Annotated in this window: 24 protein-coding genes; 1 reads left to right on the top strand and 23 read right to left on the bottom strand. The window is 58.1% G+C overall.

What is annotated here, in order from left to right:
- Positions 1-2 precede the first annotated feature (2 nt).
- On the top strand, positions 3-542 hold the full coding sequence (locus tag MHM85_RS07340) for a hypothetical protein (protein WP_239285205.1): 540 nt from the start codon (positions 3-5) through the stop codon (positions 540-542).
- 64 nt (positions 543-606) lie between these two features.
- Here MHM85_RS07340 and MHM85_RS07335 read toward each other — a convergent pair whose 3' ends face one another.
- The 23 genes from MHM85_RS07335 to MHM85_RS07225 all read right to left on the bottom strand — a co-directional run bounded on the left by MHM85_RS07335 (position 607) and on the right by MHM85_RS07225 (position 22,633).
- On the bottom strand, positions 607-1,038 hold the full coding sequence (locus MHM85_RS07335) for a hypothetical protein (protein WP_239285207.1): 432 nt from the start codon (positions 1,036-1,038) through the stop codon (positions 607-609).
- Positions 1,035-1,433, bottom strand: coding sequence for a hypothetical protein (locus MHM85_RS07330; protein ID WP_239285209.1), 399 nt, complete (start codon positions 1,431-1,433; stop codon positions 1,035-1,037). The genes MHM85_RS07335 and MHM85_RS07330 overlap by 4 nt, the downstream gene beginning before the upstream one ends.
- Positions 1,434-1,445: 12 nt before the next feature.
- Positions 1,446-2,423: a hypothetical protein gene (locus MHM85_RS07325; RefSeq protein WP_239285211.1), complete on the bottom strand. Its 978-nt coding sequence runs from the start codon at positions 2,421-2,423 to the stop codon at positions 1,446-1,448.
- Positions 2,424-3,245, bottom strand: coding sequence for a hypothetical protein (locus MHM85_RS07320; protein WP_239285213.1), 822 nt, complete (start codon positions 3,243-3,245; stop codon positions 2,424-2,426).
- Positions 3,242-4,594 (bottom strand): hypothetical protein, encoded by a 1,353-nt coding sequence (locus MHM85_RS07315; protein ID WP_239285215.1) that lies wholly within the window; start codon positions 4,592-4,594, stop codon positions 3,242-3,244. Before MHM85_RS07315 ends, MHM85_RS07320 begins: the two co-directional genes overlap by 4 nt.
- Positions 4,591-9,843 (bottom strand): EF-hand domain-containing protein, encoded by a 5,253-nt coding sequence (locus MHM85_RS07310; RefSeq protein WP_239285217.1) that lies wholly within the window; start codon positions 9,841-9,843, stop codon positions 4,591-4,593. The genes MHM85_RS07315 and MHM85_RS07310 overlap by 4 nt, the downstream gene beginning before the upstream one ends.
- Positions 9,844-9,917: 74 nt before the next feature.
- The gene (locus tag MHM85_RS07305; RefSeq protein ID WP_239285219.1) at positions 9,918-10,376 is read right to left on the bottom strand and encodes a hypothetical protein; all 459 of its coding nucleotides are present in this window, start codon (positions 10,374-10,376) and stop codon (positions 9,918-9,920) included.
- Positions 10,376-11,770, bottom strand: coding sequence for a WYL domain-containing protein (locus MHM85_RS07300; RefSeq protein ID WP_239285221.1), 1,395 nt, complete (start codon positions 11,768-11,770; stop codon positions 10,376-10,378). The genes MHM85_RS07305 and MHM85_RS07300 overlap by 1 nt, the downstream gene beginning before the upstream one ends.
- A 149-nt stretch (positions 11,771-11,919) precedes the next feature.
- Positions 11,920-12,834 carry a phage antirepressor N-terminal domain-containing protein gene (locus tag MHM85_RS07295; protein WP_275443331.1) on the bottom strand — a complete coding sequence of 305 codons (915 nt, stop codon included), beginning with the start codon at positions 12,832-12,834 and terminating at the stop codon, positions 11,920-11,922.
- Between the two features lie 361 nt (positions 12,835-13,195).
- The gene (locus MHM85_RS07290; protein ID WP_239285223.1) at positions 13,196-13,729 is read right to left on the bottom strand and encodes a hypothetical protein; all 534 of its coding nucleotides are present in this window, start codon (positions 13,727-13,729) and stop codon (positions 13,196-13,198) included.
- Between the two features lie 8 nt (positions 13,730-13,737).
- Positions 13,738-14,247: a KilA-N domain-containing protein gene (locus tag MHM85_RS07285; protein WP_239285225.1), complete on the bottom strand. Its 510-nt coding sequence runs from the start codon at positions 14,245-14,247 to the stop codon at positions 13,738-13,740.
- A gap of 203 nt (positions 14,248-14,450) precedes the next feature.
- Complete coding sequence (locus tag MHM85_RS07280; RefSeq protein WP_343218329.1) at positions 14,451-14,885, bottom strand: DUF1799 domain-containing protein; 435 nt, start codon at positions 14,883-14,885, stop codon at positions 14,451-14,453.
- 74 nt (positions 14,886-14,959) lie between these two features.
- Positions 14,960-15,301: a hypothetical protein gene (locus tag MHM85_RS07275; RefSeq protein ID WP_239285229.1), complete on the bottom strand. Its 342-nt coding sequence runs from the start codon at positions 15,299-15,301 to the stop codon at positions 14,960-14,962.
- Positions 15,302-15,372: 71 nt separating this feature from the next.
- On the bottom strand, positions 15,373-16,320 hold the full coding sequence (locus tag MHM85_RS07270; protein ID WP_239285231.1) for a phage tail tube protein: 948 nt from the start codon (positions 16,318-16,320) through the stop codon (positions 15,373-15,375).
- Positions 16,313-16,498, bottom strand: coding sequence for a hypothetical protein (locus tag MHM85_RS07265; RefSeq protein WP_239285233.1), 186 nt, complete (start codon positions 16,496-16,498; stop codon positions 16,313-16,315). Before MHM85_RS07265 ends, MHM85_RS07270 begins: the two co-directional genes overlap by 8 nt.
- Positions 16,499-16,556: 58 nt before the next feature.
- Positions 16,557-16,955 carry a hypothetical protein gene (locus MHM85_RS07260; protein ID WP_239285235.1) on the bottom strand — a complete coding sequence of 133 codons (399 nt, stop codon included), beginning with the start codon at positions 16,953-16,955 and terminating at the stop codon, positions 16,557-16,559.
- Positions 16,952-17,554, bottom strand: coding sequence for a phage tail protein (locus MHM85_RS07255; protein WP_239285237.1), 603 nt, complete (start codon positions 17,552-17,554; stop codon positions 16,952-16,954). Before MHM85_RS07255 ends, MHM85_RS07260 begins: the two co-directional genes overlap by 4 nt.
- A gap of 18 nt (positions 17,555-17,572) precedes the next feature.
- A complete protein-coding gene (locus MHM85_RS07250; protein WP_239285239.1) occupies positions 17,573-17,839 on the bottom strand; it encodes a hypothetical protein in 267 nt (88 codons plus the stop codon).
- A gap of 32 nt (positions 17,840-17,871) precedes the next feature.
- On the bottom strand, positions 17,872-18,168 hold the full coding sequence (locus MHM85_RS07245; RefSeq protein WP_239285241.1) for a hypothetical protein: 297 nt from the start codon (positions 18,166-18,168) through the stop codon (positions 17,872-17,874).
- Positions 18,169-18,237: 69 nt separating this feature from the next.
- A complete protein-coding gene (locus MHM85_RS07240) occupies positions 18,238-19,269 on the bottom strand; it encodes a major capsid protein (RefSeq protein ID WP_239285243.1) in 1,032 nt (343 codons plus the stop codon).
- Positions 19,270-19,326: 57 nt separating this feature from the next.
- Positions 19,327-19,680: a head decoration protein gene (locus tag MHM85_RS07235; RefSeq protein ID WP_239285245.1), complete on the bottom strand. Its 354-nt coding sequence runs from the start codon at positions 19,678-19,680 to the stop codon at positions 19,327-19,329.
- 61 nt (positions 19,681-19,741) lie between these two features.
- Entirely contained in the window at positions 19,742-20,980 is a 1,239-nt protein-coding gene (locus tag MHM85_RS07230; protein WP_239285247.1) for a S49 family peptidase, read from the bottom strand.
- Positions 20,981-20,995: 15 nt separating this feature from the next.
- Complete coding sequence (locus tag MHM85_RS07225) at positions 20,996-22,633, bottom strand: phage portal protein (protein WP_239285249.1); 1,638 nt, start codon at positions 22,631-22,633, stop codon at positions 20,996-20,998.
- Positions 22,634-22,635 lie beyond the last annotated feature (2 nt).

The raw sequence follows: 22,635 nt of genomic DNA, 5'->3' as shown, positions 1-22,635 counted from the left end.
GCATGTGGTCTATAGTCGCGGCGATAATTGCTGCCTTTTTATCCTCTTTTTTAACTACTATATTCGCCTCGCGGAGATACCGCGACGAAAGGGCTTGGGATAGAAAGGCATCAGCTTATGCAGAAGTAATTAGCGGTATAAAGAAATCAATAAGATATTCCGAGACATTCCAGGAAATGTATGAGTCTAGAGACAACGGTGACTACGAAAGCATCCTCTCGGTACTATTAGATGAGTCAAAAGCTGCAAAAATAGATGTTGAAAAAACCACCGACAGTCATTACATATTCCTTAGCGAAAAAGCCATCAATAAAATTGAAACTTATCTTTATGACGACTCGCACTTACTTCCCGAGCTATCTAGTGAAGAGCTTGCAGAAGAAGATACATTAAAAAACAAGCAACTACTAAAAGAATTAGTAGAAATTTCTCAACAAGAGCTTTCGCATTCCTCTTCCCATCTATATCGCCATGTTCTGCAGCTACATTCAAGAATTAAAAAAACTCTTAAAACCTTCAAAACTTGGATAAAACGCCCCTAAGGGGCGTTAATTTAAACCAAAAAACCGCTTAAGTGCGGCCCGTGTGCGTTTACGCGTTAACGCCCTACCATTCGATAGCGTTCGCCGCTTCCTCCGTTTCAGCCGCCCGCACTTGCTTCACCAGCCGCTGCCGCCGCCCGGTGAGCTGCTGGGCCTGGGTGAATCGCTCCGCGTTGTCGCGCACGGCTAGGCTGAGCTGGTAAAGCGTTTCGCTGCCGCCGTCGCCGTTGCGGCCTAGCAGAATGGCATCGAGTACCGGCGTGGCCGGGGCGTCGCCTTGCTGGCTTGCGTGCCAAGCCAGGTATTCGCCCGCTTCGGTGTTTTGCGCTACCCATGTTTGTTGCTCAATTTCTGGGTAGTCGCGCACCAGCGGGCGTACCTGCTCAGTGTAGGCGGCGTTGATCTCGCGGATCTTCGCGGCCTGGGCATCGGCCAACAGCTCGGCGGGGGTTTTGGGTAGACGCAGCCACGCCGGGGCTTGGGCTTGCTCGCTCATTGGGTGGGCTCCTGCTCTGGGGCTTCGATCATGCGCACTGTCCATGCGCCCGTGTCGGGGTCGCGCCAATACTTGGCTTGGCCGCTTTCCAGCAGCGCCAGCGCTTGGGGGTTGGTGGCCTGCACATAGCGGGCCTGGGGGTCGTACGCGGCGGCGTCTACCCACCCGGCCTCACGGGCACCCCATGGAATGCCGGTGGTTTGGGTCGGCTGCGCTAGAACGACGTGCAGCTCCCCCTCTTGCCAAAACATATCGAAGATGCCCGCCGCCTGCGTCTGGTCGTCGCCCACAAACTGCGCGCCCTCGGTGAAGGGGGAAACGTCGAGGCCGTTGATAACCGCGCCGTTAATCGCGTATTCGGCAGGGCCAGCGCCTGCTAGGAATTTAAGTTGCATGATTATCTCCTATTAATACCAGCGGCTATGGACCGTTGCAGTGACCTCAAAATCTACACTAGGGGTAGAAACACCTTTAAGTAATGTGAAAAAGAGGCTGCTACCAGACCTTCTAGTCCTGCCTATTGTGCAAGCAAGCATTTCCCCAGCACCACTTTGGAGAGATATTGAAAAAGTTGTTCCAGGGCCAATAAACTCAGACGTACCTAATGGCAAAATAATTTGATTATCATTACTTCTAAACCACCCACCATCAGAGTTTGTAATTGAAACACCAGCGAAAGCAGCGTTCACATGCATTTTTAAAGTGCCATCTGCATGCTTTTCCCAAGACCCAAAACTATTGCTATCTTTTTGAAAAATAGCTCCAGTAGGTACGCCGCCCTCTTGAGAAACAATGCCAACTATATTTTTATTATGGTAAATATCTGTAAACTTTAAAACAGCAGGGTCACCGCCTCTAAATGCTATTTTAGGTACGGGCTCGGGGCCATTTGCAGCAATGAATATTTCGGCCACTCTGTTTACGCCTAAGCTGGCCGTTCTCCTTGCAGCAAAAAGCAAGCTGCTAGCGTGAGGAAAGCCAATGGCATTTATATCCACCTCATAAAAGCCACCGTTTCTCACAGCGCTAGCGTTACCTGACGAAGGCGCATCACCGCCAAGAACCCCGCCATCACCTACTTTCAAAAGCCGCTCTTCTGTCGTATCTGTAGCGCTGGTAGTCACATCCTTAGAATAAGCGCTACCCGCCTGATTAGGCAGCCCACTACCCGGCGCATGAACGATGTTATCCGCGTTTAACTCTTCACGCGCCTGATTTACAAACACCACATCATCATTAAGCGCGGCAATCATGTTGTTAATAGACGTTTGAAACAGCGCTAACGAATCATTAAACCCATTCTGCTTTGTAATAACTTCGTTAGTGTCGCCATCTTCAAAGTTGTATTGTGTCCAGTTTTGAACAGCTACATTAGGAACAGACATTTAAACCTCCATAAAAGCGCCGGGCACTTCAAAGTTATTAACTCGCGTATGCGTGTGTTGGTAGCTGTCAGCCCGGCGGGCTATAAAGGCGTGTTCGGCCTCTAACATGCCGCCCGCTTCGGGGTAGACGTTGATATAAATGTCAGTGCGCTTTTTCACACGCAGCAACTCACGGCTTAGGCGCGTTAGCTCTTGTTGGGTTAGGTGGGAAAAATTAAACGTTAATAGTCGCGCTTCGCCCTCACCAATGGTGCGCAGTGAGCCGGATTCCGTACGGCTATGCTCGCCTAAATCTTCCCACTTGAGGTTAACGCCAAAGCTTAGGTTCATTTCTTCCGGCGGGGAGTAGTAAGAGCCGGTTACAATGCGCCCAATCTGCATATAGCCCACGGGGGGGTTGGGGTCGGTAATCGTAACGCGGTATCTGTTAGTGAGCGTGCTGGGCATCCAGGCGACAAAGTGCCTTATCGGTAGCTCTGACACGTCTTGCGCGCCCCATGGGTCGATACCCGCCCGCCAAATCCCGAGCGGGATAATCGACGCGGCGGGCATGGGGCCGCTGTCGTAACGCACCTCATCATTCAGCAGGTACTCAATACGCACCGTGCCACCTGCTGTTAGGTTGTGGTCGTACAGCACCAGTGCTGATAAAAACCGGGCGGTGGCCAGCGTGCCCTCTATCACCTGCGGCGCTAGGTTTTCTGAGCGCCACGCGTAAGAGCGACCGCTGCGCTGCGTGTTGGCTACCTGCATCGCTTCGCTGGTAGCCGTCAGCGTGGCCACGTCGTGCGCGTTGTCGATGATCATGCGCAGTGGTTTCAAAGCCACACCTCCAAGTTATTGACGCCCCGCGTGGGCGATAGGCTGTTACTGATCACCCGGCCCACGCGACCCGTTAAACGGGGGTGGTCTACCGCTATCGCCATTCCCACCCGTGCGGGCGGCAGGTAGGTTTCGAGCGCCCACACCTCACGGCGCACGCTGCGCAGGGCTAGCAAGCGGTCGCGCTCGGTAGCGGCATGGCTGGCGTTTTGAATCACGCTGTTACGCTCGGCACGCACCGCCAGCGGGTACGCGCTAACGCTCTGCGTGGCGCGGCTTTCGCGCCATTCGTTGCGCAGCCGTGCGGCTTCGCTGGGCTGGGTTTCGTCGATGCTCCCCGCCACGGTACTCAGCGGTGAATAGTTACGCCGGAAACGCAGCGTTAGCCCCCGCCACGGCGCTTGGGTTTCCGCTAGGCGTATGCCGTCGCGTTTAATCTCGTCGCTCACCAGCGTTATCTCCGGGGCCGTGGCGGCTTGGTGCTGCCGCACTTCTAAGCGCCCCAACTGATCCAAAAACCAGTAAGCCCCCAACCCTTCGCACAGCTCCTCTAAAATCTGCCGCCCGGTTACCTCCCCGTTGTAGTAGAGGCCCACGGTGTAGCTGGGTAGCTCGATGCTTCCCAACGGGACGCCGTAGTAATCGGCCACCCACTGGCACACCAGGGCGGGCGTGTTGTGCTGCTCTTCAATATCCACAGTGAGCGTACCCACCAGGGCGTTAGGCAACACGAACGCGCCCGCCGCTAGCTGCTGGGTGTGCGTAACCGGGTTGCCGTTATCCTTCGGGTTTAGCGCCGTCACCGGCAGGTAAGAGGCTTTAAAGGCGTAGGGGTCAGGGGTGAGTAGGTAGGCCGGGGCGTTGTACACGCTGCCCAGCGCCAGCGGCACCGGGCCTGCTTCGTCGGGTAGCTCCCCGGTGTCTATCGGGTCATCAAATACGCTACTTTCGTCTTCCATCACGAACGAAAGCACGCCCCGGCGTGCGTCACTGATCCCGCCGTTGCGGCCTTGCGCCAGCAGCCTAAAGTCATCCAGTGGCCAATCAGGCCCTCCGAAAAACAGTTTGATGGGGTGGCCCTGCCACGCGTATGCCACCCAGTGCGTCAACTCCCCATCGTCTAATAGCTCCACCTGCCCAAAGCCCACCAAGCCATCTATGCGGGTGCTTATATCGACGGCCTTTACCAGAATGTCGTTATAAGGCCGGTTGGGCGCTTGGTCGGTGGGGCGTGAGATAAACGGCGCGGTAGCCACGTATTCAACGCCCCCAGAATGGTGAAGCTCAGCTAGCACAATGCGGCTAGCTGATAAGTCGGCTAGCCAGTTTTCATACTGCGTATCGTTCATACGGTGCGCCCTTTCACACGGGCCGCGCTGGTGGCGGCGCGCTGTTCGTCCAGTTGGGCGGCGCGCTGCTGTTCGGCGCGGGTCGCGCTGCTGGCAACAGCGTTTGCCGTGTTGGCCGTATTGGCCTTAACGTCGCCCAATAGGCGGTTGAGGTCTTGGCGTAGCTGCTTGTTTTCGTTGCGCAGATCGTTCAGCACCTGCACCACGTCGCTATTGCCCAGTTGGGGAAACTGAGGCAACGGCACATCGGGCATGGGCAAGCCACGGTCGGGCAGCTCACGCAGCAGGTTGGCCGACTTAGCAGGGACTACCATTTCATCGCGGTGAAGATTGGCAACGTAGTTATCGAACGGCACTGACCAAAGCCCCGTCGCGTGTGAGCCGTCAACGCGCTTCAACGCCTTTTCCATTTCACGGCGCAGCGCGGCGGCGGCCTCTTCGGCAACCTCCACCATTTGCCGGGCGCGCTCTTTTTCCGCGACGCGCTCGAAATAGTAGGCGGTCCAGTCACCGCCACCGTTTCGCGTGGCGTTAGCCTCTTGCTGGTCCACCCAGCGCTCGAAGTCGCGCTGCGACATGCCGCCCAAATCAGCGCTTTGCACGGTTTTAATCAGCGCGTCCAAGCTCGCTTGGTAGCCGTTCCACGTAGTGGACTGCCCGCGCTGGTTGACGTGCCAACCGCTGACGCCTGCCGCTAACGCCTCCTTCGCCATGCCTTGGTTACGCGGGTCGACATACGAGGCATCCTGTATCCTCTGCTCGTACTCGCTGCGAATCGCCGCCCGCTGCTGGCTAAGCTCACGCTCTCGGGCGATGCGGTCGCGCTCGGCTTGTTCTGCCGCCTTACGCTCCCGCTCGATCCGCGCCACTTCGGCTTGAGCAACGCCAAGCGCGTTAATGGAATCCTTCAAGCTGACGAGGTTGCCGTTCAGGCCGACGAACTGATCGGTCGTCCTCCCCATTTCTTCGACCAGCCCGCCCAGCTCGCTAAGCTGGTCGCGGGCGCGCTCTTCCAGGCTTTGCGTGTTGCCTTCGGTGCCCTCGCTGCTGCGATTGAGCGCCTCTAAACGGCTAATGGTGCCGCTGCCGTCCTCGTCCAGCTGCCGGAAGATGCGGCGTAACTCGGCATCACTGGCCAGCCCCTGAAACGCGCCGTAAAACTCATTCCAATCAATCAGGCCGCTGGCGTCTAAGTCGATGCTGTCGAACATCGGTTTAAGCGTGCTGCCGATACCGCTAGCCAGCCCGGCCAGCCGCTGATTAGCCAGCTCTTGCTTGGTGATGATGCCGTCACCGTTGGCGTCTACCTCACGAATCAGGCGGCTAATTTCGGCATCGGTGGCGTGGGGTGCCAAGGCGCTACGCACCTGGGCGGCGGTCAGCTGGTTGGCATCCAAGCGGGTCAGCTCGCGGCTTAGCTCTACCGCTAGCCGTTCGTCGGTAGGCATCGCAGAGATAACCACCGATTGCAGCGCGTCGCGGATCTCTTGCGCCAGATACTCTTCGGCGCTTATCTGATCGGGCAGATCCTTTAACGCATCCAACACATCGCCCTGAATGCGCTGGAACGCCCCACCGCTGGCGTACATCGCTTCCCCGGCAGCCAGGTATTGCTCGGCGTATTGGGTAATACTTTGTAGCGCGTTGCGGTCGCCTGATTGGGCAAGCACCAGCTGCCGGGCGAACTGGTCCCCCGCTTCGGTCAGGTTCATTCCGGGGGTGCCAGCGGTCGCGGTTTGCTGGTCTACCCACTGGCTAATGCCGTTAAACGTGCTGCTCAGCTGGTCGTTCACTTGCGCCAGCGAACGGGCGTACTCCTGCCCCGCCTGCGTGGCCGCTTTCTGGGCGGCGGCTTCGTCCTCCATGGCCCAAATGCGGCGCTGGGTTTCGTGTAGCAGCGGGTCGATACCCTGCAGCTCTCGCTCACGCTGCAGGGCTAAAGCGGTTTGCTCGTCGCCCAGCAGGCCCAAGAGCTGCAGCTGCTGGTCAAACGACTGCTTTTCAAACGCGGCGTAGGCGTTGCGCACCTCGTTTTCTAGCGTGCTGATCTCACCGTTTAGCTGGCTGAGGCGGTCGGCAAACACATCAACGCCGTTGCCGGTTTGCTCTAGCAGGGTTTGCAGCTGGTCGAACGGGCCTGCCAGCTGCAGCAGCTGCACATAGTTACGCTGGCCAGATTCGGTTAAGCGGTTTTGCTGCTCGACTAGCTGCCGGAAACCCTCATGGGTAGACGGCAGCGCTAGGCCCATTTCACGTAGGCTAGCGGCAACGTCCTGCTGCAGATCGGCGGCGCGCTCGGCATCGCTGAAAAACGCCGTGTAATAGCTATCCTGCAGGCTGGCGAGCTGATCCACGCCGCCGGCCATTTGCGCGATGCTGTCAGCGGCGCGCAATGCGCCAGCGGCGGATGCGTCGAACTGCAGGTTGAGGCGATCACTCGCCCCGCTCAGCAGATCCAACGCAGCCACCGCGTTTTGGGTGCGCGCTATGATGGTGTCTACATCGGTGCCAATGCTGGCCACGAACTCGCCAAACTCGCCATCCATGGCACTGACAGCGGCCACCGTACGGCGGCTGAGCTGGGATACCACGCCCTCAACGTTCGACGCACTCAACCGCACGCCCTGCACCGCTTCGGCCATGGCCTGCAGCTCTTCCGGGCTACGCGCCAGCGAGGCTAGCAGGTCGTCACTGGCGGCAATGGCAGCCAGGAACTCGCGTTCTTCGGGGATGCCCCCAAACAGGTCGTTACTGCGGCGGGTGCCCTGGGCAAAGCCCACCGCGCCAAATGCGCCCTCCCGCACCGAACCATGCCCGTAAGAGTCATTAGCGCGGGTGTCGATGTTGAGGTGAGGGTTGGTTTTACCGCCACCGAACAGCCCGCTGATCGCCTTGGTAATGCCGCCGCCGAGTAGCGAATCAATGGCGAGGCCGCCCGCAATCCAGGGCATGGCCGCGCTCACGCCTGCGGTGATGCTGCTCATGATGCCGCCGGACGCGACATTGCCGAGCGCCGCGCCAGACGCTGCACTACCCAACGCGCCGCCATAGGTGGCACCGCTGGCCACTTGGCTGGCACTCGCCAGCGCGGCAGAAGATAGCCCTCCCTGCATGGCCAGTGACGGCGCTGCCGCTGAGCCACCAAAGCCCAGCAGACTACTGGCACTTCGACCCAGACTACCTAGGGCGTTGAAATTAAGGCCACCCCCACCGGGCATGCCGGTAGTATCTAAGCCCATCATGCCCGCCACGTGGAATGTCAGGCGCTGCGTGGTGAGCATGTGGGCAATTTCTGCCAGCGTTTGCTGGAAACCGCGTTTGACGGTATCCAGCGCGCTTTCAGAACCGTCGATCAAGCCTAGCCACAAGCCTTGGCCGGAATCATCAACACGGCGCAGGGTGTTATCCGCGACGGTTTCCCAGCTGAGGAAGTTGTTGGCGATGCGCTGGCTGGCGTCTTCTGAGGCGGTGGCCAGGTTGTCGGTTTCGCGCTGGCCTTCGATGTACTCCTGCTGTAGCTGGCCCATCATTTGGATGAGCTGAACGGTGTTGCCCCGGCCCATCGCCATGGCGAGCGCCAGCGTGTTGGTGTCTTGCGCTAGTTGGACGGTTTCGCGGCGGCCTGGGATGAGGCGGTTGCGTAGCTCTTCTAGGGCAGCCGCTTGGGCGTCGGCGGCGTCTGCGTGCGCTTGGGCTTTGGCGGCGGCGGTTTCGGTGGCGTCGCCTAGCTCAGTGGTGGGTGGAATGATGTCGCGGGTAGTGCGCTCTAATTCCTCCAGCTTCTCATCTATCTCTGACACTGAGCCACCAGCGGCTTCAATCGCTTGGCGGGTATCCAAGAGCTCCAGACGCAAATCATGCAACTTTTGCTGGGCTTCGCTGCGCATACCCATGCCAAAGGCCTGCTGGCCACCAACGGCATCCCATTGGCGCTGCTCATCTGCAACCACCTGCTGCTGCCGTGAAACTTCCATGGCAAGCGTGGACTGTCTGAACTGCTGAAATTGGCGCTCAGCCTCCAGCATAGCTCGAGCATTTTTTAGCGCGGCTTCTGAGTTGGCATCTAGCGCGCTGGTCATATCATCAACGCGATCCGTCGCGGATTGCACCTTTGGTGCCACCAGCCCCAACTCTTCGCGGAAATAGTAGATAGCGCCACCGGCGATCATCGCCGCACCTAATGGCCCGCCTACCAGGGCCATCGCTGCACCCGCGCCACGCGTAGCCGCTGCCAGAGAAGCTTGGGCGCCAGCGGCAGTAGCGCTAACACCCGCCATACGCGCTAGCGCCATCTGATAGGCGATAGACTGCTGGGTAGCCGCCAATTTTGCCGCCGTAGCAGTAGCGAACGCTCCCGCGTAGCGGCCACCCATCAACGCAGCTAGGACCTTGCCGCCGTCGATCAAATGCCCCACCACCACTTCGGCGCCACCCACCTGCTGAATAAACGCGTTGGTCTCTTGTAGGCCCGCTGTCATGGCAGGAACCATCTCAGCGAGCAAGGTTTGACTTACTCCCTGAGCGGCAAACTTGAGGCGATCGACCTCATCGTTATAGCTTGCCATGGCATTGGCGGTGTCTTGGCTGATCGTCAGTCCCAGCGCGTCCGCCTCTGCTCGCATCGCGGCCATGGCACCAGTGCCCTGGTTAACGATCTGTACCAGTTTTACGCCCTCGCTATCCCATAACTGCTGGGCTAAGCGTACGCGCTCACTGCTGTTTTCCACGCCTTGCATGGCTGCCGCAATGCGTTCGAACTGATCTTCTGGGGCCAGTTGGTTCAGCTCTTGGGCACTAAGGTTGAGGCGATCCAGCGCCGCAACCGCAACGCCAGTGCCTGCGGCCGCTTCGGCAATGCGCCGGGTTTGGCGCTGCCATGCGGTGGTTAGCTGCCCAAACTCTACGCCGCTCAACTTCGCGACGTAGTTGTATTGGCTAAGTGCTTCCGTGCTGGCACCAATGCGCAAGTTGGTTTTCTGTAGCTGGTCGCCCCAGTTGATCTGATTTTGTAGCGAGTTAGCGGCAAACATGCCCGCAATAACGCCCGCAATGGGCGCGGCGGCACGGCGCAACACCTGCAGCTCTCGGCTAGTGCCGTTAATGTTTTGGGTAAACTGCTTGCTACGGCGCCCACCACGATCAAACCCCTGGTTGAGCTTGCCGAGTTCGTCCTCGGTGGCCTTAATGGCCCGAATGCCACCACTAGCATCCCCGGTGATGATTAAGCCAGTTTTATAGGTTTGAGCCATGGGGGCCACCTCAAATTGCGGGCACAAAAAAGCCCGCGCGTGGCGGGCTGATATAGGGAGTTAATTTTTTAACATTAACGATTCATCATTTCTTCCAGCTCAGCTTGCAGAGCCTGAGACTCACGTTCGTGCCGCTCTAGCTCCTGAACTACGTACTCTGCATCAGCGTTTAACGGTGCATTTTCGTAGTTAAATGCAGAGAAGAAATAAACCTCTGCTGTAATTTCATGCTGTGTTATTTCTTGCAATTCAGGCGGCGCTGGTAACTGCAGGTTATACATTTCACCGGGCTCGACGCCTCCCGGCACTGAATAGCTTTGCTCCCAAGAGTCTACCCAAGGCACTTCCCTGCCTGGGGTCTTGAAGCGTGTAGCTATATATCCTCTCGCAACTGCGCTAGGTGATGTATTCTCTATAGTCAACTCTAGCATTAAAGGCTTTTTTGAAACGTGAGCATCGATCACGTTTACATCGGCATGAGTTGCTGTCGATATAAAGACAAGGCTAAAAAAACATTTTTTACTTAGCATCATCAGAACCCTAACTTTGAAAATATGCGCCGAATGATGCCGGGCTTTTCAAACCTTTCTGTATTTAAAGGCTCTTCGGATCTGCTTTCTACTGCATTTTCTTGAGTTTCCTCGACCATTGGAGTGGGAGAGACTTCTTTTTCCGGCTTTGCTCGCATCATCATTAGGGCTTGTCGCAAATCATCTACCCTTGTGAACTCGTGTGGATCTAGCAGCTCTCCCGTGGTCGGGCTTACCATGCCGCCCTTAATTCGATCTACCATGAACATCTTCATGCCCTGGCTTTTCAAACACATACCTTTCAGGAATACGCGGCCGCCTTTCGTAGAGACTCGCTCAATTTGAACATGCCTTTCTTTAGGGGCTGAATCCCTCTCGCCTTGATACTTAAAAAGCACCTCTATCGGCTCGTCAAAGTCATTTGCGGCCCACGTGCTCTCGCTCTTTGAGGGCGCTGGCGAAGGAGATGGCTTTGCTGGTTGAGGCGTTGAGTTGACGCTGGGCGGCTCAACCTTTTGTTCAGGCACTGCTATTTCTAAGCGCGCCGTGGAAGTAGCCGACGCTTTCCAATCGTCAGGCTCGAAAGGCTCACTAGACGACACTTTTTGGCCTATGGGGCGAGCGCTCACTGCCGCCGCCGCAGGGGCTCCACCATGTGATTTTATGAGCTCAGGAAGCCAGGGCCATTCGTGGCTCGGCCAATCCAGCAACAGCTCCTGCCAAGCAATGAACTGGTAATAGTAGGGGTGGTTTTCGATCTCATGTTTCAAGCCACACACCATATTGGTGATCGCTTCCTGCAAGGCAGGCTCAAGTTCATCACCTGGCAAAAACTCATGAGACGGAGGCATTTTTTCAGGATTGCACACCGCAAAGGCGCCTAAGTCACGGGCCAAGTCGGCTTTTCTACCCTTCGGCTCTAGACCGTTTTCTATCATCATCGCTTTCAGCTGTGGCACCGTGTAACCACGCATCAGCAATGAATCCCAGTCCTCTTGATCTGCGGGTTTCCACCTTCGGATAAGGTTCAGCTTCAGGGCTTGATGTGTCTGCTGCTCAGAAAGGCTAAGCGATATTGACTCGTCATCATCGCCCATCGCTAAAAGATCTTCGACCTCCGAGTAATGACCTCTAAAGCAATAAAGATCACCAAGCGTCGCTTTTGTTGCCCGGTTGAAAGCGATCTCCAGCTCTTCCACTTCAAGCTCATGGGCATATTCATCATTGAAAAACTGCTTGAACACAGGCTTTGCCTTCTCTATCGGCAGCCCTTTAAGGTCCTGACGCATCCCGTAAAGATCTGTCACATCTTTGATTTTTATTGGGCTTTTTGTGATCGACAGTTTTTTAGGCTTAAAGAGGCCTGTCTGAGGGTCCTCATACAGCGACCAATCCATGCTCCTTCCCCTTGTAATGGTTCCCATCAAAACCATAAAGGAGCAAGGATAACTTTGCTAATTTTCTTTCAACCACGGGCTATACCTGGGCAGCCAGGGCCCAGCAATTCAATGGCCCGCAGGGCGGGCCTTGTCAGTCTATTGAGCGGTTACTGCGCCAGCGTGCTTTGCAGGCAGCCGGTGGTTTTGGCGAGCGAGCCGACGAAGTTTTGAATATGCGCCAGCTTTTCCTCTGCCTTCCGCTTCTGAATGCCGCGTGTTTGGCAGAGGTGCGTGACCGCTTTTAGTTCTTCTTGAATCCCGGCAACGCTGCTCACTTGCAGGGTGGCCCCGGTGCGGGCGGCTTCCAGCAGTTGCTTAATCAGGCGGCGAATGTCGGAGTAGTACATGGCATCCATGCCTACCAAGTGGTGCTCCTGCCATTCGTTCCAGGGGCGCGTGATCGGGTAGTCGATGCTTTCTACCGTAGGTGCGCGCAGCGCTTGCTTGCCCAGGTACTCGCCTTCCAGCGCCATGCGGTGCACGTACTCGACGGCTTGCGGCAGTTGCTCGGGGGTTAACTCGTCGATGTGTTCAACGTTGAAGCGGTGGTGCACCAGGGAGTAGGCGGCGCTGTGCATTAAGCCGCGCTTGGTGGTCAACATGGTGACCGCTGCGCGTAGGCCCGCACGCTCGTCAGGTGTGACGGTGCGCGGCTTTACGGCTTGGCCTTTTTGCCAGTAGTTACTTAGAACTTCAAAACACTCTTCTTGGTACTCCACCAGCTTGTCTCGCACTTCTGGCTTTACGCGTGAAGCATCTACACCGAATAGCCAACCGTTCAGTTTGGTGAGCGGTAGTGTCAGTGACTTCTGAAGCCCGCCTTTTGAAGGAGTGGTTATCATAACCACTCCTTTGGAAAGCACAGAATGGCGAAGGATGCGTTGACGCTGGGAGCGCCAATCCAGACCGATGCTTTGACAGATAGTCTTCATGGCTACGCGAACGACACCCTCGACGCTGAAGGTCGGGATCGTGGTGCCATGAAAGTTAATGGATACTGGTGAAGCGTTGAAAGCTGTCATGGTGATAACTCCTTGTACTTTGGTTTAGGAGTTCGCCACCACTTCGGCCACTAAGATGGAGGCGAACTGCGCGGGGTTGGCCGACCGGCGTACAAGGAAACCGGCATACCCGAAGGTATCCCCACGCAGCCCGCCATAACAGGCATAAAAAAAGCGCTGTTATAAGCGCCTTTGCTGCGCCTTGTACACTTATCGGGCGGCCAAGCCCTCTGCCACTGATTTTGCAGCGGCAAGGGAATGTTGGCCCAACTCGGCGCAGGCGTCAAGCTGCCTGCTCATTATGGCGGCGTTGCGGGCGCTTCCCAAGGGGTGCGGTGGGCCTGTTTGGGTTTACAGGGGTTCAGGTGAGGGCGTGACACCCTCACCCTTTCACCAAGCCCAGTCCGCTTCTTTCTGCCGCCAATCGTGCCCTGCTTTGATTGAAGCCTTCTCCCGTTTCGCAAGACGCCATGAACACTTCCAACATGGAGTGACCGTTCTGCTCTTCGTAGGCTTTGGAGCCCGCCAGCACCACTTCCATGCCGATAGCACTGAGTGCCTTCATTACTCTGCCTGCGTTCCGGTGGTGCATCTTCCAGTCGGGCTGGATGTCTACGCACGGAACGCCCAGCAACCGGGTAATGGCAGCCTCCCAGTCGGCGTAACACAGGTAAACCATCGTCGGGAGAATACGCTGGTTCTGGGGGTCGCCTGCGCTGTTGCCCGTTGCTTGCTCGTAATCGTTGATGGGGTCAATAAAGATGCCCACCAGCGTGTCTTGATCGACGCGGCTGCCGTCCTGCTCCACTGCCTGGGTGACGAGCGCCAGCAGCTTACCCATATTGACCATACCCTGCATGACAGGCTGGCCGTCCATGAGCCATGCCACCACGCTTTCTTTGTTGCTTAGGTCCATGTGCGCCATTACTCCAAAGCAAGAGGCAGTTGAACACGCTCGCGCCAATAAGCTCGCTCCGATTGTAGCACTGGTTTTTCCCAGCGCCTGCGGGCCAATCCACGCGCATGATCGCTCGCCAAGGCGCTGCTTTGACTCTCTCGCTGTTCTGCCAGGTATAGCTGCTGAATATCGCTTGGAGCAGATCGCAGCAACGCATCAATTCTAAGGTCGCACCACACAGCAAAGTCGTCATCAAGCCATCGAGCGAACGCTACGGCAAGCTTGGGGTGAAGCCATGTACCTTGAAATGAGCCGCCCTTTTTACTGACCACAAGACCGAAGTCCGATTTTCGGACATCGGTTTTCTTGAGCGCCCTGGCCAGCGCAGCCATGTAGCGCTTCGTGGACGGCAACTCTAGCCATTTTGCAGGCCGCTTGCCAAAGCGCTTGGCTATTTCGGTAGCGTTGATCCATGCGTCGGTGTTGAAGGTGACGGTATAGCCGTTGTACCGAAGCGGTATAACGCTCGGATTCATGAGAGTGTTCCTTCTGGTGATGAGCCATGTCCACCGGGCGTCAGCAGTCCACAGAGTCAGCACCTACTGCTGGCCCCATGACCCATCCCGGAAGGCTCTGTGTGTCAGCGGCGGTGGATGCCGCGCATAAAAAAGCCCCGGCGCTTGCCAGGGCATTGTTGGTTGCTGCTTGAAGTGCAGCGAATTAAAGTCGTTAAAAATCGTCACGCCACAAACGCCCCATCGCCATAACTGCCAGGCAGGCGCTGCACATTCATCAGCTCCTGCACGTTGAACCGCTGCTGGCATTCCATCTGGTAGCCCAGCTCGGCGCGTGCCTCAATGGCCTGGGCGATGTGTTGTTGCTGCTCGGCCTCCTGCTGAGCGAGGGCGTGGTGTTCGTTCAGGGCATCCAGCGCGCCCGCTTCGATGTGCTGCACCTGCGCCAGCAGCGCGTCTTGCTCATCGAACCCCAGGCGGGCGAACTTGGGATGGCCGTAGAGGGCGGTGTAGTCGATGCCTTGGTGGTGAGCGCCGCCCATGCCTGCGATGACTCGCCACTGGGTGCGCATGGCGAGAAACAGTTCAAGCGCTGGCCAGTGTTCTTCCCACACGCCATAGGTTTCCGGCTCGGTAGCGCGGGGCTTACTACGCGTGATGCCCCACGCCTTGGCGTCTTCCTCGGTGTGGTCTTTGATCGAGCGGGCACCCGCCCACCACCGGCCAGCGCCGCTTAGTTTTTTGCAGCGGCCTGGCTGCGGCCTTCTTGGGCGGCGAACCAGCTTAGGATCAGCGGGCGGCGAATGTAGGTGGTTTGCATCAGTTGCTCCAGCAACTCTTTGTTGAACGGCATGTCGTTGCCGTTTTCGTCCTTGATGCCGCTCACGCCCTCCAGATCGTCGAGCAGCTCTTCGTCGTTTTTCTTGCCTGCCTGCTGCGCCTCGACCGTGGCGCGGTAGGTATCCCAATCGTGCAGCTTCCACGTCGCTTGAATGGTGGCAGGCTTCTCTTCGCCCGGAACATGAACAGGGACATCAACGGTGGTGGTGGGGATCTTTTTCAGCACTAGTGACATGGTGTTTTCCTTGATGAGGATAAGCGTAAACAAACACGCCGCCCACTGAGGCGGCGTGGTGTTGGGTGGTTTTAGGTGAAAACGTACTTCACGTCGTCGTCGTTGCTGCCGGTGGGCAGGTAACGGATCTCCATGCCGTAGTGCATGATGCCTTGGTTGTCGCTGGGCGTGATGTTCGCCGCCTGCGCCTGCAGTCCTTCGGCTTTGATGATGTTGCCGGAGGTAGTGCCGTGAGTGATCGCGACCGCGCCCAAGGTCACGCCTTGGTGGCTTTCGACCTTCTCAAAGGCGTTGAAGTCGGTCAGCGCCGGGGCTTCGATGGTGATGTTGCCCGTTACGCGGCGGTCAGTAATGTGCACGCCTTCGTAGCCCACGAGGTTGCGGTACTCCACCTGGTTGCCTGCGTTTTGGCTAAACGCTTGCAGGCGCGCCGGGTAGCCGAACAGGGTAAACGTGCTGTTCTGTTTGTTGATCGGCACTTCTCCGGCAATCGTGCTTTCTGCGCCCTGCACAGTGGGGGCGTTTTCGGGGCGGCTGTAAAGGCCGGTGAGGTTGAATTGCCAGTACGGTAGGCTTTGGGCATCCGCGCCGATTTCGTAGGTACCGCGTGCGCCGCGAATTTCCTGCACTTGGCCGTCTTCATACCACCAGATCGTCACGCTATCCATGCCCTGAGAAACGGGCTGGTAGGTGACGCTTTCGCTATCGACGGTGTTGTCGATGGTTTCCGACAGCGCACAGGCACGCAGCAGTGGGGAATACGCAGGCGGTTCGCCAGCGGTACCGGAACCGGCGAACGGCACGCGGATTTGGCGTTCAACGCTGGGGCCGGTGTTGATCTGCTCAAAGTTGCCGAAGCCGTAGCGCATCCGCTCGCGTTCGACGGTGTTACCTGCGTAGGGGTTGCCCGCATCGAGCATCACCACTTCTAGAATGGTGGCGGTTGCGGGGTCGGGGGCTACGCCGTACTGGGTTTCTACGGCCACCACGGCTAGGCGGCGTCGCCATTGCTTACTCATTGGTATCTACCTCTTGCTTGGCCGCTGCCTTAGCGGGCTTGGGTGCTGCATCGGTTTTCACCGGGGCGGCGGGTTGCTTCGTTGCCGCCGTGACGGGCTTGGCGGGCGTGGGCTGCGTGTTGTGCACGAGCACGCGTTTGCCGCCACGGATCTCGTAGCGGCCTCCTGCATTGGGCATGGGGTTTCCTCCAGGCATAAAAACCCGCACGCGGCGGGGTGTTGGGTGGTGGTGATGGCTAATTGCGCAGCCAGGTGTCGGTGGTCCAGAACTCTCGCCACCAAATGAGTTCGCCGCGAATGTCGGTCGTTTGCCCTCCCCGGTACTGCATCGGGTTGTGCTGGGGGCTAAAGCCGTGCCCCATCAGCGCTTCGCGCAATGCTTGCCGCTGGGCTTTGAACTGGTCACGTTTGCACACCAGCCAAATGCCGTAGGTCAGCCGTACTTCCTGTACTGGGCGCGTGGTCTGGGCATCGCCTTTGGCGGAATCCTCCGCAAAATAGGCCAGCGCGGCGGGGGTTTGGGCTTCGAAGTTGTCGATGGGGTCGGCAAACCACGCTTCTTGTACGGTGGCCATGCCTGGGCATTTGTCGCGCAAACGCGCCAGCAGGTCGTCGATAATGTCCGGGTCGGTCATGTCAGGCCTGCTTTGCGGTTGAGGATGTAGTTCAGTCGGTCGTTAAACTGCTGGGGTAGGTCTTTACGCACTAGGTCTTGCGCCGCTTCAATCACTTGCGGGTTGTCCACCATTTCGGGAATGGATGGGCCAAAGCGCATGATGGGCTGGCTTTGCGTATCCCCTTTATCTTTACGCCGCAGGATATGGCCTTTAGCCAACCAGCCGCCCTGAACCAGCTGACGGCCTTTGTCTTTTCGAACCCTTACGCTCACACCCCGGCGACGGGCCATGCTGCCCTTGCGGGGGCCGCTTTGAACGCGGCGTTTGGGATTCACAGACACCCAGCGCTCAGAGGGTTTGAACTGAACCAGCGGCAAACGTCGGCCCGTATAGAGAATCGCGCGGTCAGCATCGCGGCGGTAGCGTTCAATACGCAGGCGCTTACGAATATCGCCCGCGCTCACGGTGTAGCGTTTTCGTGTCTCTTTGCTGATCTCTGTGGCGGCTTTTCGCGCGGTGGCGTTCACTGCCCAGCTCAGCGCTTTTTCTACGTCTTTGGGGTCGAACTGCTGTTTCAGCTCCTGCAGTTCACGAACATCAAACTGTAGGTTGGGCATACTTCCCCCCCCTTGGCGTTAGGAGACCCAGAGGCGCTTGACGTGACCATCATCCTCTAGGATTTGCTGCACAATCCATGTCCGGCTGGGCGTCACAATGCGGTCGCCTTGGCGAGACGTAGCAACGTCTTTGTTCTGTACGCTCATCGTGGTTACGCGCATGGCGACCTGATCCTGGTCGTACACTTCGAAGCTGTCGTCCTTGATTGCCATCACGCTATTTGCGGTGAAGCCTGCGCCTTGGTAGTCCACCGGGTCGCCTGCATCTGCGAAAATGTCGGGCATATCACCCATCATTTCCTCATCAAGCGCGCTCATTATTTTCTTGGCCGCTTAGTGGCCGCGGGTTTGGCTGGCGAGGCATCACCGTCCGGCTGGACAGGCGGTTGATGCTGTTCATCATCGCCACTTTGGTCATCATCGCTGCCTTGATCTTCGTCGCCGTCATCATCGAGCAACTCTTCCTCTGCGTCGATCACCGGCGCAATCACGCCAGAGGCCAGCAGGCGCTCTTGCTCTTCCTTATTCCGAGGCGTGAAGGGTGAGCCCTGCTTGGCAAGTACCTTTTTCCCTTCTTCGATTTGGCCGCGCACCACTACAAATTGCTGAGACATTGCGAATACTCCCCATTTACCGTGAGAACAAGCCCCGCACCATGGCGGAGCTTGTCGGTTCGTGCTGACTTACACTACCTTGGCGTAAACGAAAGCGTCCGGCTCATGGAAGCCGGGCAGCGGTGCGGCCTGCATCATCAGCCAGCGCACGCTGGGGTCTTTCGTGATCCAGCTTTTCGGGTAGCGGGCTACATCGAACATGCCACCTTCGATGGCTTCCATGTCCTGAATCGCGCCATAGAGCATGCCGCAACGGCTGGTGGTGGGGCCCATGACCAGCCCACCGGCGGGAATCATCGGCTTTTCATCGCCTGCCGGGTCCAGGTACCACTCTTCGTAGGAGTAGAGATCCAGGCCGGGGTCGTTGAGGTAACCCAGGTAGGTCACGCCATCGGGTAGCTCTTCCGGGCGAATCATGCCGAGATCGATGCGGCGCGTGTTGAGCTTCTTGATCACCGATTCATTATCAAGGAAGGTGTCAGCCGCTTCGGCGCTCATCACTACAGCGTTCGCGGTGCGGCCACTGTCTTTGGCAATGCGGCGCTTGTACTTGCGCAGGTCTGCGATGGGGTCAGAGCCAGCAGCAGACCAAAGCGTTGCCTCAGTGACTTGGTGAGTGGCTGACATCTGGTAATCAATAATGTCATCAACGCCATCGCCTACTACGTGTACTTGCCCGCTTGTGAGCGCCTGAGCGGCCATCCACTCTTCACGGCGGTTGATCTGATCGTCCAGATCTTCCATATCGCGCGCCAGTTGCTCGCCTGCCCGCTGAAGCGGCGTACGGCCTGAGTAGATGTGTTCCCCTGGCTGACGGTGATTCAGCAGCAGGCCTGCGCTCGTTTCCAGTTTTGGCTTGATGTAGGGCGGCGTATAGCTGCGCATCACGCTGCCGGTACGATCCACCACTTGGCCGGGGCGATTGGGGCGCACAAATGGCGCCATTTTGCGCTGGCCTTTCATGATGTCGATGTCGACATGTTTGGTGACGAAATTCACCGGGCTCGCGCCAAAGAAGGTGGTGCCGAGGAAGCGGCGAGCGCGCTTCATCTGCTCGACCGCCTCCAGCATCGTGCGTGGTTCAAATAGATCCATGGGCATGGGGGTTCTCCTGAGAGTGAGTACCAGCGGCGTAGGGCTTAGCCCCTGGCGGCGGTGTTAGCGAACGAAAAGGGAGAGCGAGCGCAGCGCTTTGCGCACCGACGCCACGGTGTGGCCAGTGCCTAGCGTGAGCTTTTCGCCACGCACGTCGCCACAGATCAGCGCCTCGGCTTCTACATCGCCGTCAGTGGCGTTGACGGCTTCCCAGAGGATGACACTGGGCGTTTGGCTGCCATCGGTCGCGGCGGAAGCCGAGAGAATGTATTTCTCATCAGCAGTCACTTCGCCCATCACGGCACCAGCGGGCTGTACTTGGCCAGAGGCGACGGTGATGGTCATAAAACGGCGTGGAAAATCTCCCTCCAGCAGCGCAGCGGCTTCGGGATGTGGTGTAGTGGTCATTCCAGACATGACGAAAACCTCGTAAAGAGTGGCGTATCAGGGGTGCGCAAAGCGGCGTGAGTGGTGCGAGTTAACCGTTCTTCCAGCGTGCAGTGATGGCATTCACGCCTTGGGCACGCTCTGATGCTTCGGTGTCTTCTTTAGGCGGCGTGGCGGTGGGTGCGCCAGCACCATCTGACTGGATAGATTGCAGGCTAATGCCGCGATCTTGAGCGGCTTTGAAGAGTGCTAGGCCAGTGGCCTCTACGCTTGCGCCTTCATCAATAGCCGTGGCGACTTCCTTCTCAAAGCCTGCCGAGGCGAGATCCATAATGCCTTTGCAGCGCTCGCGCTCGCTTTGCGTGGCCTCGGCGCGGATCTTGTCCGTATCAACTGCTTCCGGCTCGGCAATCTGGATGGTTTTAGGGTCGGTGCCCGCCTCGATGGCGGCCTGCAATTCCGCCGTGGTTTTAACGGTCGTCATCGTGACGCTCCTTTGTGTGCTGAAAGATGCAGTTGGTGGGCCTGCCAGTTCGGCAATCAGGCCCTCTAGTGAGCCGAGACGGTCGGCCATGCCGGCCTCCACGGCGAGTGCACCAGTGGCGATGCCGCCCTGGCGGAAACGGTCGTTCACCTCTTCGCGTGGTATCCCTCGATTGCGGGCCACTTTGTCGAGGAATACGTTTGCCAATTCGTCGGTGCGGGTTTGAAGCTGGGCACGTCCAGATTCGGTATCCAGGTCGGGTCGCTTGTTGGGTGCGTTGCTGGAGACGATCTCGTAGGTTTTCTCGCCTGATCGGTCGTCGCGTTTGCGAATGTTCAACACCACACCCACGCTGCCTAGCTGGGCGGTATCGTCTACCACCACCTCGTCAGCAGCGCTGGCAATCCAGTAGGCGGCGCTTGCACCCATGCCGCCGACATAGGCTTTGACGGGCTTCCTGGCACGGGCCTGAAAGATCATTTCCGATAGCTCGTTGATGCCTGTCGCCTCGCCGCCGGGGCTGTCCACATCTAGCACCAACGCTTTAACGCTGGGGTTATCGAGCGCTTCCTGAATATCAGTGGCAAGGCTGCCCGTAGACGTGGCGCCGCTGATCTCCGTCATCAGGTTGGCATGGCGAAAGATGGGGCCTGTCACCGGTATAACGGCCACGCCATCGCGCACGGTGACATTGCGCGTGTTGTCTAGCGGGCGGCCTAGCTTGGCTTCCAGTGCCTGCACGTCGCCTTCACGCGCGGCCACCGCCATGACGGTATCCAGCGCTTCGGCGGTGATCAGCCATGTGTGATTGGCCGCTAGCTCAAACGCGGTACGCGGCAGGGTCATGGTGTGTCTCCTGGTCTATTCGTCAGCAGTGTTGGCGGGTTCTTGTTCGTGCACTTTGCCGCCCACGTAGATGGGCACGCCCTCGGCGCGTTTGCGCTGGATCTCTCGGGCGCGGTCGCGGTGTACGTCTTCCCAGTCCTCGCCATGCAGCGCCATGGTTTCGATGTGCTCATTACTGGTGCCGTTGGCGATGCGCTCGGTGGCGGCTCTGGCGTCGACCTGTTCATTCAGTGAGCCGAGCGGTTCCCCGATCCATAGCGCTCTGGTGTAAGCGCGCCGCTTGGCGGGGTCGCGGTACCCAGGCAGATTGACGATGCCGCGTGCTACCAACTCATCAATCACCAGCTCATAGGTGGGCTGGCAGAACTGAACCGTAAGGTGGTGGCGGCGCTGCTTGATGAATTTCCAGAGCTGGTTAAAGGCGGCGCGGGCGGCCGTGTAACTGGTGCTGAAATGCATCAGCAGCACCTCAGACGGCATTTCTAACGCCGCGCCCATCTCTTTCACGATGGCGACAAAGAACGGGTCAAACTGCGCATTGGGCCGGTTGGGGTTAATCGTGACCGGCTCGGCGCCCTCTTCCAGATCCCACACAGCGCCCTCGCCTAGCGTGAGGCTGTCGCCTTCACTTGGCTGCTCTCCTGAGCTGGTGACCACCGGCCGGTCTGGCTTGTTGGGGTCGTCGCTGTCATCGCTCCACATGGGACCACCGGGCGACATATCCGGATCGTCAGTGGCGGTGTGCTTGATGGCCACGGTAAACATGGCGCTGATCACGGCAGCGGTAAGCTCGGCCTGAGAGAAACGCTCCAGCTTTTGCAGTGCTTCTAAAATTGGCGCCAGATAAGGCACGCCACGCACTTGGCCAGGGCGGCCTTTCTCATTCATCAGATGCAGAATGCGGCGGCGGCCGGTTTGCGCCCCGAAGATGGGGTACCAGGCCCACTCTTGCGACGTCGTGTAGTCGCTGGGGTAGCCGCTGCAAACGCGCACATGCGTGGGCTTGCCGAGTCGATCGACACGAACGCCGTCACTTTCTGTGGGGGTATCCGTCAGCGGGTTGCCCACGCGTTCGGCTTCAATCAGCTGCAGCTTGGTACCAAAAAGGCAGCCTGGGCGCTGATCGTCTGGTGTCATGGCGAGCACGTCACCGCTGACGAGTGAGCTGATAAACGCCAGCCGTTGGAGCATGTAAAAATCCAGACCGGCTTCTACATCGCATTCATTAGGGTCTTCTGCCCATAACCGAAAGCCGCGCGCCAGCTCATCGTTCAGCTTATCCGCGGCGTCGTCATTCAGTCCTAGCGCCTCGCCGTCGACGTTGGGGCGAACGGTTAGCCCCATGCCCACTACGTTAGTGGCAGCCCGGGTAACAGCCGCGCGCGCCAGCATGTGGTTTCGATAGGCATCGCGTGTGCGGCTAATCAGCATTTCCCGCTCGCCTGTCGGCGTATCTTGGCGGGGGCTGCCTAACCCAGGCAGCCAGCTGAGCATGGAGCGGATCATGCGGCTTGCGCCACGGTGGCGGGTTTCGCTGCCGCTATTGGCCCGCGTGCGGCCTTGCGCGTTCGCCAAGCGTTCAAACTCTTGGCGCATCACCTCTTCGCGCTTTTGCTCTGCGGCGTTCCCTTTGGAGCGGCCAAATAGCTTCATGA

Origin of the sequence: Halomonas sp. McD50-4, assembly GCF_022348135.1 — a bacterium.
In the GTDB taxonomy this organism is placed as follows: Bacteria; Pseudomonadota; Gammaproteobacteria; order Pseudomonadales; family Halomonadaceae; genus Vreelandella; species Vreelandella piezotolerans.
Note: the sequence above shows the minus strand (reverse complement) of the source record. Positions and strands in the feature narration are given on the sequence as shown.

What these genes read in the sequence shown, in the direction of transcription:
- MHM85_RS07300 (WP_239285221.1), bottom strand. Translation starts at nt 11,770, where the DNA reads ATGGATTGGTCGCTGTATGAGGACCCTCAGACAGGCCTCTTTAAGCCT.
- MHM85_RS07245 (WP_239285241.1), bottom strand. Translation starts at nt 18,168, where the DNA reads ATGTCTCAGCAATTTGTAGTGGTGCGCGGCCAAATCGAAGAAGGGAAA.
- MHM85_RS07250 (WP_239285239.1), bottom strand. Translation starts at nt 17,839, where the DNA reads ATGCCCGACATTTTCGCAGATGCAGGCGACCCGGTGGACTACCAAGGC.
- MHM85_RS07240 (WP_239285243.1), bottom strand. Translation starts at nt 19,269, where the DNA reads ATGCCCATGGATCTATTTGAACCACGCACGATGCTGGAGGCGGTCGAG.
- MHM85_RS07310 (WP_239285217.1), bottom strand. Translation starts at nt 9,843, where the DNA reads ATGGCTCAAACCTATAAAACTGGCTTAATCATCACCGGGGATGCTAGT.
- MHM85_RS07230 (WP_239285247.1), bottom strand. Translation starts at nt 20,980, where the DNA reads ATGACCCTGCCGCGTACCGCGTTTGAGCTAGCGGCCAATCACACATGG.
- MHM85_RS07235 (WP_239285245.1), bottom strand. Translation starts at nt 19,680, where the DNA reads ATGTCTGGAATGACCACTACACCACATCCCGAAGCCGCTGCGCTGCTG.
- MHM85_RS07335 (WP_239285207.1), bottom strand. Translation starts at nt 1,038, where the DNA reads ATGAGCGAGCAAGCCCAAGCCCCGGCGTGGCTGCGTCTACCCAAAACC.
- MHM85_RS07305 (WP_239285219.1), bottom strand. Translation starts at nt 10,376, where the DNA reads ATGATGCTAAGTAAAAAATGTTTTTTTAGCCTTGTCTTTATATCGACA.
- MHM85_RS07325 (WP_239285211.1), bottom strand. Translation starts at nt 2,423, where the DNA reads ATGTCTGTTCCTAATGTAGCTGTTCAAAACTGGACACAATACAACTTT.
- MHM85_RS07275 (WP_239285229.1), bottom strand. Translation starts at nt 15,301, where the DNA reads ATGTCACTAGTGCTGAAAAAGATCCCCACCACCACCGTTGATGTCCCT.
- MHM85_RS07225 (WP_239285249.1), bottom strand. Translation starts at nt 22,633, where the DNA reads ATGAAGCTATTTGGCCGCTCCAAAGGGAACGCCGCAGAGCAAAAGCGC.
- MHM85_RS07255 (WP_239285237.1), bottom strand. Translation starts at nt 17,554, where the DNA reads ATGCCCAACCTACAGTTTGATGTTCGTGAACTGCAGGAGCTGAAACAG.
- MHM85_RS07270 (WP_239285231.1), bottom strand. Translation starts at nt 16,320, where the DNA reads ATGAGTAAGCAATGGCGACGCCGCCTAGCCGTGGTGGCCGTAGAAACC.
- MHM85_RS07340 (WP_239285205.1), top strand. Translation starts at nt 3, where the DNA reads ATGTGGTCTATAGTCGCGGCGATAATTGCTGCCTTTTTATCCTCTTTT.
- MHM85_RS07315 (WP_239285215.1), bottom strand. Translation starts at nt 4,594, where the DNA reads ATGAACGATACGCAGTATGAAAACTGGCTAGCCGACTTATCAGCTAGC.
- MHM85_RS07295 (WP_275443331.1), bottom strand. Translation starts at nt 12,834, where the DNA reads ATGACAGCTTTCAACGCTTCACCAGTATCCATTAACTTTCATGGCACC.
- MHM85_RS07260 (WP_239285235.1), bottom strand. Translation starts at nt 16,955, where the DNA reads ATGACCGACCCGGACATTATCGACGACCTGCTGGCGCGTTTGCGCGAC.
- MHM85_RS07330 (WP_239285209.1), bottom strand. Translation starts at nt 1,433, where the DNA reads ATGCAACTTAAATTCCTAGCAGGCGCTGGCCCTGCCGAATACGCGATT.
- MHM85_RS07285 (WP_239285225.1), bottom strand. Translation starts at nt 14,247, where the DNA reads ATGAATCCGAGCGTTATACCGCTTCGGTACAACGGCTATACCGTCACC.
- MHM85_RS07290 (WP_239285223.1), bottom strand. Translation starts at nt 13,729, where the DNA reads ATGGACCTAAGCAACAAAGAAAGCGTGGTGGCATGGCTCATGGACGGC.
- MHM85_RS07265 (WP_239285233.1), bottom strand. Translation starts at nt 16,498, where the DNA reads ATGCCCAATGCAGGAGGCCGCTACGAGATCCGTGGCGGCAAACGCGTG.